General features: G+C 40.8%; 15 protein-coding genes. 5 read left to right on the top strand and 10 right to left on the bottom strand.

The window, feature by feature from the left end:
• Positions 1–7: 7 nt before the first annotated feature.
• On the bottom strand, positions 8–454 hold the full coding sequence (locus tag AHMF7605_RS05870; protein WP_106927356.1) for a hypothetical protein: 447 nt from the start codon (positions 452–454) through the stop codon (positions 8–10).
• A gap of 363 nt (positions 455–817) precedes the next feature.
• Between AHMF7605_RS05870 and AHMF7605_RS05865 the strand changes: the two genes are divergently transcribed.
• Both AHMF7605_RS05865 and AHMF7605_RS05860 read left to right on the top strand, forming a co-directional pair.
• Complete coding sequence (locus AHMF7605_RS05865) at positions 818–1,828, top strand: NDR1/HIN1-like protein (RefSeq protein WP_106927354.1); 1,011 nt, start codon at positions 818–820, stop codon at positions 1,826–1,828.
• A 116-nt stretch (positions 1,829–1,944) separates the two neighbouring features.
• Positions 1,945–2,316: a DUF2784 domain-containing protein gene (locus AHMF7605_RS05860; protein WP_106927352.1), complete on the top strand. Its 372-nt coding sequence runs from the start codon at positions 1,945–1,947 to the stop codon at positions 2,314–2,316.
• Here AHMF7605_RS05860 and AHMF7605_RS05855 read toward each other — a convergent pair.
• From AHMF7605_RS05855 to AHMF7605_RS05845, 3 genes are all read right to left on the bottom strand, one after another.
• The gene (locus AHMF7605_RS05855; protein ID WP_106927350.1) at positions 2,296–3,381 is read right to left on the bottom strand and encodes a class I SAM-dependent methyltransferase; all 1,086 of its coding nucleotides are present in this window, start codon (positions 3,379–3,381) and stop codon (positions 2,296–2,298) included. The genes AHMF7605_RS05860 and AHMF7605_RS05855 overlap by 21 nt on opposite strands.
• 105 nt (positions 3,382–3,486) lie before the next feature.
• Positions 3,487–4,338, bottom strand: coding sequence for an MBL fold metallo-hydrolase (locus AHMF7605_RS05850; RefSeq protein ID WP_199200200.1), 852 nt, complete (start codon positions 4,336–4,338; stop codon positions 3,487–3,489).
• 120 nt (positions 4,339–4,458) lie between these two features.
• Positions 4,459–4,848: a DUF7793 family protein gene (locus AHMF7605_RS05845; RefSeq protein WP_106927348.1), complete on the bottom strand. Its 390-nt coding sequence runs from the start codon at positions 4,846–4,848 to the stop codon at positions 4,459–4,461.
• A gap of 403 nt (positions 4,849–5,251) precedes the next feature.
• Here AHMF7605_RS05845 and AHMF7605_RS05840 point away from each other — a divergent pair, with 403 nt between their 5' ends.
• From AHMF7605_RS05840 to AHMF7605_RS30455, 3 genes are all read left to right on the top strand, one after another.
• A complete protein-coding gene (locus tag AHMF7605_RS05840) occupies positions 5,252–6,190 on the top strand; it encodes a Nif3-like dinuclear metal center hexameric protein (RefSeq protein ID WP_106927346.1) in 939 nt (312 codons plus the stop codon).
• Positions 6,191–6,623: 433 nt separating this feature from the next.
• Positions 6,624–6,923 carry an HD domain-containing protein gene (locus AHMF7605_RS30460; RefSeq protein ID WP_233218958.1) on the top strand — a complete coding sequence of 100 codons (300 nt, stop codon included), beginning with the start codon at positions 6,624–6,626 and terminating at the stop codon, positions 6,921–6,923.
• 77 nt (positions 6,924–7,000) lie between these two features.
• On the top strand, positions 7,001–7,231 hold the full coding sequence (locus AHMF7605_RS30455; RefSeq protein ID WP_233218957.1) for a hypothetical protein: 231 nt from the start codon (positions 7,001–7,003) through the stop codon (positions 7,229–7,231).
• Here the strand turns inward: AHMF7605_RS30455 and AHMF7605_RS05830 are convergent.
• The 6 genes from AHMF7605_RS05830 to AHMF7605_RS05805 all read right to left on the bottom strand — a co-directional run bounded on the left by AHMF7605_RS05830 (position 7,194) and on the right by AHMF7605_RS05805 (position 16,851).
• Positions 7,194–7,658 carry a Crp/Fnr family transcriptional regulator gene (locus AHMF7605_RS05830; protein WP_106927344.1) on the bottom strand — a complete coding sequence of 155 codons (465 nt, stop codon included), beginning with the start codon at positions 7,656–7,658 and terminating at the stop codon, positions 7,194–7,196. The genes AHMF7605_RS30455 and AHMF7605_RS05830 overlap by 38 nt on opposite strands.
• Positions 7,659–7,665: 7 nt before the next feature.
• Positions 7,666–10,413 (bottom strand): MFS transporter, encoded by a 2,748-nt coding sequence (locus tag AHMF7605_RS05825; protein ID WP_106927342.1) that lies wholly within the window; start codon positions 10,411–10,413, stop codon positions 7,666–7,668.
• 188 nt (positions 10,414–10,601) lie between these two features.
• A complete protein-coding gene (locus AHMF7605_RS05820) occupies positions 10,602–11,648 on the bottom strand; it encodes an adenylate/guanylate cyclase domain-containing protein (protein ID WP_106927340.1) in 1,047 nt (348 codons plus the stop codon).
• The gene (locus AHMF7605_RS05815) at positions 11,645–12,022 is read right to left on the bottom strand and encodes a response regulator (protein WP_106927338.1); all 378 of its coding nucleotides are present in this window, start codon (positions 12,020–12,022) and stop codon (positions 11,645–11,647) included. The genes AHMF7605_RS05820 and AHMF7605_RS05815 overlap by 4 nt, the downstream gene beginning before the upstream one ends.
• 43 nt (positions 12,023–12,065) lie before the next feature.
• The gene (locus tag AHMF7605_RS05810; RefSeq protein ID WP_106927336.1) at positions 12,066–13,433 is read right to left on the bottom strand and encodes a sensor histidine kinase; all 1,368 of its coding nucleotides are present in this window, start codon (positions 13,431–13,433) and stop codon (positions 12,066–12,068) included.
• A gap of 37 nt (positions 13,434–13,470) precedes the next feature.
• Positions 13,471–16,851: a sensor histidine kinase gene (locus AHMF7605_RS05805; RefSeq protein ID WP_106927334.1), complete on the bottom strand. Its 3,381-nt coding sequence runs from the start codon at positions 16,849–16,851 to the stop codon at positions 13,471–13,473.
• Positions 16,852–16,868: the final 17 nt, after the last annotated feature.

The raw sequence follows: 16,868 nt of genomic DNA, 5'->3' as shown, positions 1-16,868 counted from the left end.
GATTTTCTCAGCCAAAAATGCTTTTGGCAATTCGCCCCACCGTAGGAACCAAATCGGAGAGAAGCTTACCGCCTATGGCAAAATCGCTGGGTGAATAAGAATGAAAACGGATATTAATTGAATCTGTTTCTGTTACCGGAATGCTAAATAACTGCGCCAACACCGGAGTAAGTACTTGGGCCACTTGCTTTTGCTTTTTTACCGACATACTCCAATCCGATAATTCGACGGTTACATCCTTTCTGCCCCGTTGACTTACCGTCTGGCCTCCAATATATAATTCATCTGGTTGGTAAGGCACAAAGTGAATCGTAGTTCTTTGGCGGAGTTCTTCGCGGGTAACCCGGCTTTGAGGATTATAAAACAAATTAATTATTTCGGCAGTTAACTTTTGCGCCATATCCTGAAATTGCGCGTGCTCCGCATCGGAACAAGTGATTTTTAAATAAGGCATAAGTAGGTAATACGTTTTTAAGTTATAGGTTGTACGTTAACAAATGGTGGCTTATTAATGTGGACACTAATAAAACGTATACTTAATAAAACGTATACTTGATTTTAATCGGATACTTACCAGCCTTACCATTACGTCTTTTACTTTCTCTGGACTGGAGTATTCAGAAAAACAAGAATTATTTTCTTTAGTTACGGCCTTTAACGGCAGAAAGGTATGAAAAGAAAAAATCTAAGCACTTCAAAATCGGTTCTTTAAAATTTATTTAGTTAAAATAGAAAATTTTCGTAGGGTAGAAAAAGCACGCCTGAAAAATCCGGATGCTGCCGGCAAGAATTAGGCGCTAGTAAACGAAATACGAAAATGAATACTCAAAAAAAAAGCAGAAACTGGATAATAGGATTAATAATTTTAGCGGTGCTCTTAGCAATTGGCTACGCGGTAATTAAGTTTCAGCGCTCCGATAAAAAGGTAGCCGATTACATTATACCTAAACTTACCCTGACGAGCATGCAGCTCACCAATTTAACCGCCGAAAAAGCCGACGTGAAAATGGGAATGATCATTGATAATCCGGCGCCCATTGGATTTACCATGGATAGTTTGTACTACGAAGTGTTTATCGCCGACCAGCAAGTAGCCCGCACCACGTACCCGGACACGTTGCGGTTGGAGGCCAAAGACAGTACCAAAATTACTTTACCTTTAACTTTGTACTACGATAAGCTGAAAGAAGTAACCGACCGGCTCGCTCAGCAAAAGCAGGACAGCGTTAACTACCGGGTAAACGCCACTATATTCTCTAAAACGAAACTTATTCCGAAAGATAAATTTAACCTGAAAGTAGAAAAACGTTTGCCTTTGGTAACCATACCGGAAGTAAAAATCACGGACATTAAAATAAACGATTTAAAATTGAAAGGGGCTACCATGCAGGTAGCGGCAACCGTTAGAAACCGCAACGTTTTTGCCTTAGGCTTAAAAGATATAGCTTATTCCGTTAAATTAGAAGACAACGAAGCCGTGGAGGGTACTAAACCGGGCACCATTCAGATACCCGCCAAGGGTACCACCAACTTTACCATACCGGTGCAGCTTACCTTTAAAGAAATGGGCAAAACTTTACTCGATATTATTAAGGAAGGCAAAGACGTGAGCTACGACGTAAAAATGAAAACCGAATTGGTTACCAAATCTAATATACTCCAGGACAGCAAAATAAACCTGAATTCTACGGGTAAATTAAAAACGGTTTTGGATGCCGTTAAAGAAAAAACTCAAGAAAAGAAAGAGGAGAAAAAGGAAGAACGGAAAGAGGAACGAAAAGAGCGCCGGGAAGAAAGAAGAGAAGCCCGAAAAGAAAAGGCAGCCTAAAACGTAACATTTCGGCTTATATTGGAAAGGAATATTTTTAAATTAGCCGGAACCGGATTTAGCCGACTCCTAATTGCTGGAAAACGAGTAAATGCCTTTCGCAAATTGTACGACTGATGTTAACGTTTCTGGACGTTTTGTTTACCGGTATTCATTTGTTAATTATTTGTTTTAATTTATTCGGGTGGATTTGGTCCGCTACCCGGAAGTTACATTTGATTTGTGTAGGCCTGACAACTTTTCGCTGGGTAGTTTTAGGTATTTGGTTCGGCTGGGGCTATTGCTCCATCACCGATTATCAGTGGCAAATTAAAGAAAAGCTGGGCGAACAAAATTTACCGAATTCTTTTATCAAGTATTACGCGGATAAACTGCTGCACCAGGACATAAATGCTTTGTTTATGGATACCGTAACGGCTGTTCTTTTTGCTTTAGCGGCCCTGATCTCCGTTTACGTGAACCTGCGGTTAAGAAAGCTTCAAACCTAATAATTCTTTTGGCGGTATTCCTTTGCCTTGAATGAGCACTTTAAATTTCCGGCCCATATCCATGAGCAGGGTTTGGGTTAAAAAAAGTTCTTGTTTAAAGTTAGCTTCGTCCTGGCCGGGAATAGCGATATTTTTTAAATATTCTTTAAAACCCAATGCTAACAAGAAACGGCCTTGGTTGGTGTACCCGCAAAGTTCCAAACCGAATTTTGCGCCCAAATGGATTAAAGCCGAAAAATTAATGTGGGTAGTAATATCTTGCTCGCCGATATTCTGGTAGGGGTTTTCGTTTACCTGGTGTTTGTGGTAGCAGACAATAGTTCCGGTCCGGCGGTAGTCTTGGTACAACTCGTCCGAAGTAAATCCATAATCAATAGTAAGAACGTAGCCTTTGGTAAGTGAAGAGGCAATTTCCCGGAGCCAATCCAATGCTTCCAGGTTTATTTCCGTCCGAAAATTAGGGGGTAAAATTACATGTAAGTCCGCCAGGTAATCTTTCAGCGGAGGAGAGGCGGGGAGGAGCTTTTCTGTAAAACCTGCCTGATAATCCACGAATACTTCCATCAGTTCCTCGCGCCTAATTACCTGGTGTACCGCCAGATTATCCAACAACTCATTCGATAAAACGCAGCCGGTAAAAGGAGCCAGTTCCTGAATGGAATCGTGCCAGCTCACTTTTTCCGTTAAGTGACTGGCTTCTATTTGGCGCATACTGGGGCTTTTTTCAATGATGCAATACCGCAAATGGGCGTACAGTTCTTCGTTGTTTTTCAGGTAATTCAGGATATCGTGGCACAAGGCACCCGTACCGGCTCCGTACTCCACAATGGTAAAGGCTTCTTTTCCCAGTAATTCCCACATGTCTTCGAGTTGCCGGCCAATCATGGTACCAAAAGCCGATCCCAGACTAGAACTGGTGTAAAAATCGCCTTGAGTACCTATTTTATGCGGCGCCGAAGTGTAATAACCTAACTCCGGGTAATACAAGGCCATTTCCATGTAATCACGAAAGGAAATTGGGCCTTCCTGTTGAATTCTTTGGATGATAATTTCGGTAAGCGTCATTCAGGATAAAAAGGGTAATTACGTGCTCGAACGGGAAAGATAGAAAAAATTAGGGGAATTTAGGAAATAGGAACGTCGCCGTTGTTCACGAATAAAGCAATTTACTTAAACCGAAAGTAGTTGCCCGTCTTCCGGAATAATCACCTTGGCAGTTAAGTTCTGCTCGAAAATTACTCTTTTTAAGTTACTGCGCTTGACGAAACAATGATTTACGGTGTCCATGTGTACGGCAATAACTTTGGTATGAGGTAGTGTTTCCTGTACTTTCAAAATATCTACTGACGTCATGGTAATGGGGCCACCGGTTAAAAACTGCGCGCCACCGGCATTTAATATAGTTATTTCGGGTTTATACTTTTGTAAAGCAGCTTCCACCTCCGGGCACCAGATGGTATCGCCGGCTACGTAAATAGTCTGGTTTTTATCCCGGAAAACAAAGCCCGATACTTCGCCCATTTGTTGCCCGATCTCGCCGGTGCCGTGTTGGCCTTGGGTGCGGCTAATGGTTATTTCTTTCCAATTTAGAGTGGTATCAACCGGGGTTACTTGTAAAAAACCTTGTTCTTTTATTTTCGCCGTATCCGCAGGTTGGCAATAAATTAACTTGTTTTTGGGAATCAAATTTTGGGCAGCAGTATCCCAGTGGTCGCGGTGCAAATGCGTAATAGCAACCGCATCTACATCATTGATAATTTTGTTTAATTCTTCGGCATGCACGGGTAAATCCACCATCGGAATGCGAATATCGTTGCCGCAATTAGGTATAGGGTCCATTTCATTTTTCGCAGACAACATGGGATCCACCAAAATCTTTCCATTACCAATTTGAATAACCAAGGTAGCATGGCGGAGTAGCTGAATACGGTTATTAGGTTTCATGGCCGTAAAAAGTTTAGTGGGGAATGCCGGTGAAGCTCCCATTACAAGCAGACTTTGTAAAAATCTTTTCCACTTCATAGAAGTCAGCCGGTTACGCGTAATTACCTAAGCGTAATTTTCTTGATTTTTTATGATGAATCTCCGTCGTAAAATAAATATTCAGATAAGTCGCTGATAAAGTCTATGGCCTTAGTTCTCTTACAAAAATTGCTTTAGCCATTCCCGGGCTTGTTGATCGTCCGAGAATGACTGCGTAGGAATAAGCGGCGACTTAAATTTGAACAATACGTTTAGGATAAATTGAGCCAAGCCCGGTTTAGAAACCATCGCCATGGCTTTATAAATCTCGGGTAATTGCTCCGTCGAATATCTACGGGTTTCCTTATCCGGTACCGGGGAGTTGCTCAAATAAATCAATAAAGGCACTTTTTTATTACCGGTAATTTGTTTTACCAAGGCCACATTCTCCGAGATGTTTTTGACAGTGCGCTTCGGATTTTTAGAATAAGAATACAAAATCCCTTCTTCGTCCAGCCAATAATCCGCAATTTCTCCCTTTATTAATGGTCGGTCGTTAGTTGCTAACATAAAGTAAGCGGGAATATTTTGTGTAAAGTCCGGGTAACTTGCTTTCAGATTCTAAATAAGGAAAAATATTAGCCGAATGAAAAAATAATTACTTATTACATCTGGTTTCCGGTTCTTTTTCGATTTTATTAAACTTGAGCATTTCTAGGATAAATAAAATTGAAAAGTACTGACGGAAAGCCGATATCATGTTAAAGCGCTTAAATCAACTGCCATAAAGGTATAAATTTAATGATTGGGAACGGTGGTACAAATGGTTTTCCTAAATGCTTCGATTGCATCTGACTTAATTTTTAATACCAACTTCTTTCTTTATAGCTTTGGGGGCATTTAATTTACTTCTGGTGGTTACTATTTAAAGGCGCGGCTGTTACTTTATCGATAAAACCTCTTACCTGAACAAATGAAATCGACTAAAAACATCTATTCTGATACTGCAAACCTGGACAGAAGAAAATTTTTAACTTCCGTGACGAAAGCTGTAGGTACCTCGGTAATTTTAACCTTTCCCAGGTTAAGTTTTGCCGGGAAATTCTGGCCGAAAAATTATGCACTTACCGTGCAGCAGGTAATTGCTATAATTCTGAAAGAAATTCCCGGGGCACCCTTTGCGACAACCGTTGATCAGTTACGAACAGGAACTATGGATCAGATGGTAACCGGAATTGTAACGACCACTTTCCCTACCTTAGAGGTAATTGAACAAACCGCTAAAGTAGGAGCTAATTTTATAATTGCGCACGAAACTCCCTTTTACAACAACCAGGATGAAACCGATTGGCTGGAAAAGGATGAGGTTTATCAGTATAAAATAGCATTATTAAAAAAGCACAACATTGCTATCTGGCGCTTTCATGATTACTGGCACGCCCACAAACCCGACGGTATTTTAATGGGCACTCTTAGCACCTTAGGTTGGGAAAAATATTATAACCCCGAAAATCCCCGCTTGCTTACTTTACCTAATCCGGTAGCTGTAAAGGCAATAGTAGCTTTAACGAAAGAAAAATTAGGTATCTCCACGGTGCGACTGGTAGGCGATTTAAAACAAAATTGTACCCGGATTTACATGGCTCTAGGCTACATGGATAGTAAACGGCAAATTGCGGCCATTGAGGAATTTAAGCCGGATTTATTTATAAGCGGCGAAACCAGAGAATGGGAAACAGTAGAACGGGTTCGGGACGGCCGGCGAATGGGGCAAAAAACTTCGTTACTGGTCCTGAGCCACGCGGTAAGTGAAGAAGCCGGGATGCAGTACGCCGTCAAATGGCTGCAACCCAAAGTGCCCGGGATAAAAATTACCCACATTCCCGCTAAAAATCCATTCACTTTTGTGTAAATCATCCGTTAATTGTTAATGAGCAAAATAGCTTTTTCTGAACCGGAAGGGTTAGATTGTTCAATTTAGAAGGGAATCATTGGTACTACTACGTTCTCTTGAAAAATTTACAATGCTCAAATTGGTACCTCTTTATCTGCAACTTTTTGGCCAGGGCCGCACAATGTTCTTTATCCAGACTGGCAAAAAGAGGAATATTTGATAATAGAAAATGATCCATTTTTAAGCAAGTTTTAAACTCATTTCACGAAACGAAAGCAGAATGCCTGGGAAAGCTAGATTATGGCAAAGTGGATCGAAAACAACTTTAACTATCAGTATACTAATATACTCAGAAGGTGCAAAATAATCTAAATTTGTTGCGCTTCATCTAAAATCAGAATTTACAATAACCGTTCAATTAGCTATATTTAGCTAACCCCAGCTTACCATAATGACGACTGCTGCTTATTCTGAAATTCAGAGATTTGTTATTGCAAAATTAACTGCTGGATTATCAGAAAGGCTCACCTACCACCATGTTAATCATACCTTAGATGTGTTAGAACAGAGTGAGCGTATTGCCCGTTTAGAAAAAATAATTGCGGAAGAAGATATTTTTCTTTTAAAAATTGGAGCCTTATACCACGATAGCGGATTTCTGAATACGTACCAGGGACACGAAGAAAAAAGCTGTGAAATTGCCGAAAATGATTTAACGCACTTTGGGATTACTACTTTTCAAAAGAAATAATCTTCGGATTAATCCGAGCCACTCAGGTTCCGCAAAAGCCGCAATCAAAATTAGAGCAAATAATCTGCGATGCCGATTTGGATTACCTGGGCCGTAAAGATTTTTTTTTGATTGGAGCCGGTCTTTACCAGGAGTTTAGGTGGCAGGGCTTGGTAACGAATGAACGGGAATGGAACCAGGTTCAGGTTAAATTTTTAGAAAACCACCATTACTTTACGCCATCGTCTAAGCAACGCCGCGACCCGCTGAAACAGCAACACTTAGCCGAGGTTAAAGCGAAGGTTGCCCGGCAGGAGCAGCAACCGTAGTTTCGGCTTGTTTGGCTTTTGCATCCATTAGGCGCAAACGCCGGCCTAAGGTTTTTAAAATTCCTTTTAATACTTCGGCATTGGCCATCATAATATCGTAAAAAGGCTCTTGTTCCAGTTTTAGCAATATGGTTTCTTGCAGAGCCGTAGCGCTCGCCGAGCGGGTTTCGGCATCGAGCACCGACAATTCGCCTAAAATTTCATTTTCTTCCAGAACCGCCAAAGTTAATTCCTCATCATGAATCCGGATTTTTCCTTTATAAATAAAATACATGCATTCGCCTGTATCTCCTTTCTGAAACAAATTTTCGTTAGGGTTTAGGTAAAGCTCTTCTAAAACTCCGGCCAATTCCACCAATTCCGTTTCGGGGGTATTGCTGAAAATATCCGAAGACCGTAACGTCAGCACTTTTTCTATGAGTAGCATGGGGTAATTAGAAATCTACTTGAGATAAAACAAAATTTTTGGTTTCGCTAAATAAAGGACTATTCTCCTCTACCTGAGGTTCTGCTAAGATTTTATACAGCGATTTATCGGCCAGAGTTGGAATTAGGTAAAGTGCCACCGATTTCGTCCAGATGGTATAATCACCGGCGGGAGCGCTTATTATTTCTTTTATCAGCGAGGTAAGTTCTAGGTTAGCGTTCCGCGAAATTTCCGGTTGCGCCACGCCACTATCCAGTAAAAATTCCAAAATACTATCTACTTGTAAAAAATACCGTTTAGGAACTCTTAATTCTAACATTTCAATGGCATTATAAATTCGGGTATCGTTGCCGGCATTTTTTACTAATTGCAGCACTCTTTCCAAACCTTGCCGGTCGTACAAAAGGGCAAAAGCCTTTAAAATTAACTGCAAGTCTTGTTCTATTTCCGATTTAACGGCAGCAGCCAAGAGGGTGGCAGAGGCGGAAGCAGCTAATGTAGGGTAGCTGCTTACTTTGCGTTTCCCTTGCTCTAATTTATTTTCCAGCCATAAAACAACTTCTTTTTCCCCAACGGAGCCCGCCACATTTACTTTTTTGTGAAAAAGTGCGGCTAAGGCGGCATCCTTCCACTCATTTTCCGGGGCTAAACAATTCATTAAATAAGCGGTAGAGAACTTGCCATTGCAATTTCCCGCCGATTTTATATGCGCCAGAATAACTTCATTCGGTAAATCAGGGTTATTAGTATATTCCGGGGCAAAAATAGCGTCTCCAAAAAACAGCATTGATTTTTGCAGGGAATTAGTAGCCTTTTTTTGAATTGCTACTTTAGTTGCTGCTCGCCATAGCGGGAAGGCCCGTACTTTACCCACCGTTTCGATAGCTTTTTTGTAGATCGCGGGAGCTGGTTCCTGCAATAAAGTTTTTAAGCTGGCGTAAAATTCACCGTGCGGAGCATCGGCCATAATTTCCAGGGCTATTAACTTATCTTCTTCCCCTGGGCTGGTTGTTAAAAAGGCGACTTCCTGCTCTACTAAACTAATTACTTTTAATTCAGTTCGGGCGGCTAAACCTAATAAAGCCGCTTTCTTACTAATGGGGTCAAGATTTTGAAAATTAGTTTGTTCCCCGGCGTGGTCGGAATTTAAATAATAAAGGGCAGTAATTAAATCCGGCTTTAATTCCGGGTCGGAAGAAGCGCTTACTTTTTGCTGAACAAGCGGTAAAGCCTCCGTAATATTCCGGTGAATGATTCGGGCAAGAACAAACTTTTTAACCAGGGCAAAGGGGCTGTTTAATTCTCGTAAAAGTAAATCATTAAACTTAGTATAACCCGATTTTTCCAATAACTCCAGAGCGAAAAGCACTTCTTTGGGCTTCGGGCTTTCGGTTTTGGCCAGTAACAACTCTCTTACCGGTTGATCGTTTAAAAATAACTGGGTGCCGGTAAAATATCCTTTTTTTAAAGCCCGAATAAGGGTATGCAAGTATTCTTTTTTAATCAGCGAAACAAGCAGCGACCAAGCAGCGAGCAAAATTACCAGCGTACCGCAAACCAACGAAATAGAAATATCTCCTTTCTGGTCCCGGAAAATAAAAGCGAAAATACTAACCGCCACTAAAGCAAACGGCAGGGTGTATCCTTTGGTAATTAAATGACCTTTTAAGCGGGAGTGCGGATGCAGAGGTTGAAATAAAATAAAAAAGGCCGGTTCCTGCACCGCCGATTTCAGAACTTCCGAGAATAAAACCATTACGCCAAAAACCATTAAGCCGGTATTTAATGATTTATCGACGAGCAGAACCGTCCCGGTAATGAGTAATAAAACCGCGGGCGTAATAAGCAAAGAGTTAGCTAAACCCAGCCGGTTAATAACCCGGCTGCTAAAAATTAATTTCAGGAAAATGGCTAAAACGCGGCCAATAGCAAAAAACACCCCCAGAAAAAAAGCTAGCTCCTGACTGGATTTAAATCTTACTTTAATTTCGGTTACAAAAGTTAAATCAATGAGGGTGTAGATAGTAAAACCCAGAAAAGACCAAATGGCAATAACAAATATGAGATTGTTCTGAAACAAACGTTCTATTATAGGCGGATGATTACCCGCTGCATGACCAGGCCCGTGCGAAGAATGGCTATGCTCCGGAACGGCCACAATACTGGGGTGCTGAAATTGCCTTAAGAAATAATAACCGAGCAGAAAGGCAACGATAGAGAGAGCTAAAACATTAATGACGCCAATTACCGGAGCCAAAATTGCGACCGCCGCGTAGCCAATTATTTTGGCAGGAATATCGCCGGAACCTACCACCGAAAATAGTCTACGGCTTTCCCGCACGTTAAAAATAATGGCGGTCATTCCCCAAAAGGCGTAGCTTACCACCATGTACACCACTAAATTCCAGGCCGACAAGAAAAAAGGCAACCAGGAAATAGAAAAAATAGTAGCCTCCAGCCAGGTAAACACAATAGAACCCAGGGAAAACAAAATTATAAGCTGCAGCAGTTTTTTAGCGGATAACTTGGCTTCTAAGCGGGCATAAACAAAATTGGCCACTAACAATAAGCCGGCGGCTAATAATGAAACTTTAGGTAGCTCTTTGATGGGGTAAGTAGCTAAAAATAACGTGAGGGCACTGGTAAATAAAAAAGAGGTACCTACCCCTAAAAAAAATTGCACCAAAAAAAGTTGCTTCACCAACCCACCTTCCGATGGTTTAATATTTAATAAGGTAAAAATCCGACTTTTCATTCAAGTTGATGTTCGATACTAAATGCTAGACACTAGATACTAGATATTCAATGTTCATTATTCGACTTACTTGATAATAATTGACTAAAATTATTACTTGTTTTAATGTAAATACCTGATAAATAATCACATAACCCCTATTATTTAACATCTAGCATCTAGTGTCTAGCATCTTGCCTCCAGCAGCATCATTCCAGAACTTCGTAAATAATAACTGGCTTTACTTTATTCTTTAAACTTACTTCCTTCACCTTTTGACAGCTAAACGATTCTTTGGCTTTTTCATAGGAGGCTTCGGAAATAATTATCTGGTTAGGATTGGCAATAGATTGCAGCCGTTGCGCGACATTCACTTCGTCGCCGATAACGGTAAAATCTAAGCGCCGGAGGGAAGCAGAACCAATGTTACCCGAAATAACCTCGCCCGAATTTATGCCAATCGAAATTTTTGGTTTAAACGCAATTCCGTCTAACTGTACTTCTTCTTCGCTATTTAATTTTTCTTTAACGGCCAGGGCGGCATCAATGGCCCGATCGAGGTGGAATTTCCCGCGGAATACAGCCATTATGGCATCGCCCATAAATTTATCTACGTGGCCTTTTTGCGCAATAATTTCTTTCACCATCAAGTCAAAATACTTATTAAGCAAGTGCACTACTTCGTTGGCCGATACTTTCTCGGTAATGGAGGTAAAGCCGCAAATATCAATAAACATAATGGTGGCTTCAATGGTCTCATTTTCCAGTAAGCTGTTTTCGAATTCTTTGTGCGTCATAAAATGCAGCACATTTTCGTCGACGTACATTTTAAGGATGTTATTTTCCTTTATGGCCTGCATGGTTTCGCGCAATTGATACACATGTTGTAAGGTCTTGTCCATGGTTAATTCCAGGTCTTCGAAATTAACGGGCTTGCACACAAAATCAAAAGCGCCCCGGTTCATAGCCATCCGGATGTTTTCCATATCGCCGTAAGCGGAAACCATCACCGCTTTTACCAGAGGGTTTGCCTCGGGTAATTTAGTGAGTAAGGTAAGGCCATCCATTTCGGGCATATTAATATCACTCAAAATAATATCTAAATCCGGATGTTCGGCTAATTTTTCTAAAGCTTCATAGCCATTGTGCGCAAAAACAAATTCATAGGCATTTTCTCTAATCTTCCGGCGAAACTTTTGTTTTATGAGCAACTCTAAATCCGTCTCGTCATCCACCACCAATATTTTTGCCATCAGGATGCAAAAGTTTTAAGTTTATCTTTCAATTGAGTAAAGTCCAAGGGCTTGGTTAAGAAATCGTCGGCCCCCAGTTTCATGGCTTGCTGGTAATTTTCTTCATCGCCGTAAGCGGTAACCATCATTATGGTAGGGGGTTTGGTTTCGTGTTTCTTTCTTATTAACCGTAACAATTCCAAACCACTCATGCCGGGCATATTAATGTCTGATAAAATAAGTACTACTTCCGAGTCGTGTTTTTCGAGGTAAGTATACGCCTCTTCCCCGGACTGGGAAAAGGCAAAATCCAGTTCTCCGTTTCTTATTTCCCGCCGGAAGCGCTGTAAAAACAAGGGTTGCACATCGGCTTCGTCGTCTACTACCAATATTTTCATGTACTTATAAAATTGGGCTAAATTGTGTTTAAATTATTATATATTATCCATTATTCCGAGGTAACCGCAAGATAAATTCCGAAAATTCGCCTTCCTGGGTATTCACGTCAATGGAGCCACCGTGGGATTTGGTGATAATATCGTAGCTAAGAGACAGCCCTAAACCGGTACCTTTGCCGGCCGGTTTGGTAGTAAAAAAAGGCTGCATAATTTTATCCCGGATAGCCGCCGGTATTCCCAAACCATTATCTTTTACTTTAATTTCTATTTTGCCGTCTTTTTGCTGGGTAGTTACAAAAATGGTGGGCTCATAGGAACCGTTCTTAATTTTCTTTTTCTCACTAACCGCGTAAAAGGCATTATTATACAAGTTTAACAATACCCGGCCTAAATCCTGGGGAATTACTTCTATGGGACTGATATCGGGCGCATAGTCGGTTTTTAAAGTGGCGTTAAAAAATTTGTCTTTGGCCCGTAAACCATGGTAAGAAAGCCGCAGGTATTCATCGGCTAAAGCATTTATATCGGTGGGTTCTTTCTGGTTATTGGTCGTGCGCGAATGCTGGAGCATACCTTTTACAATTTTTTCGGCCCGCCGGCCGTGCTGCGAGATTTTGTTTAAATTCTGCGTTAAATCAAACAAAATTTCATTGGCGTATTGTTTTTCGTTTTCCGGTAATTTTTGCAAAGGTCCTACTTTTAGCTCCTCCAGTAATTCGGTGCTTACTTCCGAAAAATTATTAACAAAATTTAAGGGATTTTGAATTTCGTGGGCAATGCCCGCGGTGAGTTCGCCTAAAGAAGCCAATTTTTCCTGCTGAATCAGTTGGGTCTGGGTAGCTTGTAATTCTTTTACCGTGGCTTCCAGTTCTTCTTTTTGCTGCGTAATTTCGGCGGTCCGCTCGGCTACTAACACTTCTAACTGGTCTTTACGGACGGAGAGAGCTAATTTTTGTTGTTCTTCCAGTTGCCTTTGCTGGCGTTCGTAATCCAGTTCTTTCTCCCGTTTATTCGCGTTTATCCAACTGGCAAAATTCCAGACGAATGCTCCCATTATCGCCGCACTCCAATAACCTTCCCAGTTTTTGTAAAAATCAGGCACGATTAAATTTAAAAAACCGCTTAAAAAAGCAATAACGGCAAACGGCAAAATAGGCGTAACAAAGGCGCGGGACGAATAAAAATCGGGTTCTTTGTAGATGAAGAATATAACCAACCACAGGTAGATAGCCGCGCTAAAATTAGATACTTCGTCGCTTAAAAAACTGCCAATGGCAAACATAAGACCCAACGTAATCCAACTGGAAACGTTCAGCCATTGATCCCACTTAAACGTCTGGGAAGTACCCCTATTAGATTTAAGTAGGCGCCGCAGAAGCAGAAAAACAGAAAGTAACGTAAAAAAATACATACAGTAACCGGCTGGAATTTAGGCTAAAGGTAATTAATTAAACAATTAATGCCTTCGTTGAACGCGGTAATATAATACTAAACTCGGTAAACTCACCTTCTTTCGAATCTACTCTTAGCTCACCCCCGTGCCCTTTGGTAATAATATCATAACTCAGCGACAAGCCTAATCCCGTTCCTTGGCCCGTAGGTTTGGTGGTAAAGAAAGGTTGAAAGATTTTACTTTGCACATTTTCCGGTATACCCATGCCATTGTCGCGGACCCTAATTTGGATACTGCCGTCTAGTTGGCGGGTAGTTACTTTTACTTCGGGCTCGTACTGGCCATTAAGCCGGGCTTTTTTCTGTTGGGTGGCGTAAAAGGCATTATTAAATAAATTCAGCAGCACTCTTCCTATTTCCTGGGGCACTACTTCTACTTTATAAATACTTTTATCAAAGTCGGTAAGCAAGCTAGCATTAAAGTTTTTATCCTTTGCCCTTAACCCATGGTAAGCTAATCGTAAATTTTCTTCGGCTAAGTCATTGATATTAATAAGTTCTTTTTCGCCGGTGCTGCTGCGGGAGTGTTGCAGCATACTTTTCACAATAGCATCGGCTCGTTTTCCATGATGGTGAATCTTTTCTAAGTTCTGCTTTAAATCATCGGCAATCGCCAACACTTCCTTAGTATGGTTCGCAATAGTTTCCTGCTTAATTTCATCAATCAATTCTGTACTTACTTCCGAGAAATTATTGACAAAGTTTAAAGGATTTTGGATTTCATGCGCAATACCGGCGGTGAGTTCTCCTAAGGAGGCCATCTTTTCTTTTTGCACCAACTGTTCTTGGGTTTGCTTCAATTTGTGATAGGCCTTTTCTATCTCATGGGCTTGCTCTAGTTCTCTCTCCCTGGCTTTTTCCCGTTCTTTTTGAATCAGCCTTTTTCGTTGGTAACGGTCAAAAGCAATGCCCATCGCTATTAAACACAAACCATATACAGTGTAAGCCCACCAGGTAAGCCACCAAGGCGGAAGAATAATAATACGGATAGATTTAGTAGCCCATAAACTATCATTATTGGCAACTTTAACCCGCAAGTTATAACTTCCATTCGGCACCTTAGGATAGTATATAGTATTATCCGTACCAGCTTCACGCCAAGTGTTATCATAACCATCCAATTTATAAAAGTGCTGGTTTCCTGCCGGATTTCCGTAATGAATTCCAGCTAAATAGAAGGAAAAACTATTTTGGTTATGTTGAAGTTTGATCAAATTGGATTGGGTCAAAGGCTTTTTTAAAGGGCTTGTTGCTTCCCTTTTTACCAGTAGATTGTTTATTTTAAAATCAGTAAGAAGAATGCTGGGTGGTTGGGAGGTATTGACTGTTTTTTCTGGGTAGAAAGTAAAATAACCATTTGAATTTCCAAAAAGAAGTTCCCCCTGCTTAGTCTTATAAACAGCAGCAGCCATTAAGCTGGTGGTATTAACCCCATAATTCTTCCCATAAACTATTATTTCATTTTGTTTCTGGTTAAGGCGGTATATGCCGGACAAAGTGCTTATCCAAAGATTTTTCTGATTATCTTCTATGATACTAGTAACGAAGGCTGTACTTAAATCAAATTGTGAATGATGAAAGTTGATAAATTTATTTATATGCTCATCAAAGCGGAATAAGCCATTTTCCGTTCCAACCCAAATATTACCAAAGGCGTCTTCATAAATGGAATTAACAGTATAGCCAGCTAGAAAACGCTGGAATTTGCCGGTTTGTTTGTTAAATAGGTTAACTCCTCCACCATACCAGGTACCAACCCAAATGTTTTTTAGCTGGTCTTCTTGGATAACCGAAATATAATTATTACTTAAGCTAGTAGGATCCTTGGGATGGTGCAGGAAGTATTTAAACATCCTAGAATTTCGGTTCATCAAAATCAAGCCTCTATGGGTTCCTAACCAGAATTGCCTACTACCATCTTCGAAAATGGCTGTTACAAACCTTCCTGCAAAAATTTCATTATTAAGGTGTTGAAACAGATACTTATTAAAAGCACGGTTAGGAGCTTGGGTATAGCTTAATCCATTAAGAGTGCCTACCCACATAGTGCCGCTTTTATCTTTATAAATGGAATAAATTATATTACTGCTGATACTTGCGGGATTACTTGGATCGTGGATGAATGTTTGAATTTTATTTTTATTCCGGTCGTGAATTTTAAGCCCATTCTCTGTACCTACCCATAAAATACCTGGCATTTCTTCCTGTAAGGCAAGTACCCGACTTTCTAAATTGGTATGCGGAATCTGTTTATGGAAGGGATCAATGCGGTATAAATTATTCTGTTGCGTACTAACCCAAAGTATACCATCGCGGGAAGTATAACTCACCCAACCACTATTATCTTTAAAACCACTTGAGGAGTTTACATCATTACTGTAATGAGTAAGTTTTTTAGTTCCTGGATCATAATGGGTAATTCCTTCTAAAAAAGTACCAATCCAGATAGCTCCCGCACCATCTTCTGTAATAAAGGTAATATGATCGTAAATACTGCTTTTCTTTACTGGCGGTCGACTGAGCTGATTTGGCTGGGCGGGATTATAAGTATGACGAATAAAACTCCCTTTTTCCCGGTCCATGGTGTGCAGTCCATCCCCAGCTGTGCCCACCCAAAAAGTTCCCCGGGTATCTTCATATATGGCTCGTACATTATTGTCAATTAGGCTGTGCGCATTTTGGGGGTCATGTAAGTAGCGGGTAAATGATTCTGTTTGCCGATTAAATCGGTTCAGTCCACCTATTTCTGGCGGTTTAGGTTCCCACGGTAAACCCGTACCAATCCATAAGGTACCCTGTCGATCTTCATAAAGCGCCCTAATCCGGTTATTACTCAGGCTATTTTTATCTTCAGGATGGTGGCGATAATGCGTAAAGTTACCGGTTATGGGGTCTAACCGATCCAACCCTCCGTAACTGCCTATCCAAACAATCCCCTTGTGATCCACCAATATCGCCGTAACACTATCATTGCTTAAACTGGTGTTATCATCCGGATTATGGCGGTAATGAGTAAATGTATTTGTTTCCGGCTCGAACCTATCTAGTCCCATACCATAAAACCCTATCCAGATAGTTCCGGCTGAATCAGCCCAGATACTTTCGGGATAATTGCCTCCTAAGGAATTCGGATTCGAAGGGTTATAACGGTAACTTTTCATTTGGTAACCATCAAACCGAGTAATGCACCTTTGTGTCTGATCAGCAAACCACACATATCCTTGTGGGTCTTGGGTGATGCCGGTAACTTTGCCTACAGAAATCCCATTCATTCCTTCCACCAGGTTAAATTTAACTTGCCCGATTTGCCCATAACTAATTAGGCTAGTAAAGAGCAATTGAATTAAAAGTACCTTGGAATAAAGCTGAATTTTCATGTTATTATTGGTCAGGA

This window comes from Adhaeribacter arboris (assembly GCF_003023845.1).
Taxonomy (GTDB): domain Bacteria; phylum Bacteroidota; class Bacteroidia; order Cytophagales; family Hymenobacteraceae; genus Adhaeribacter; species Adhaeribacter arboris.
Note: the sequence above shows the minus strand (reverse complement) of the source record. Positions and strands in the feature narration are given on the sequence as shown.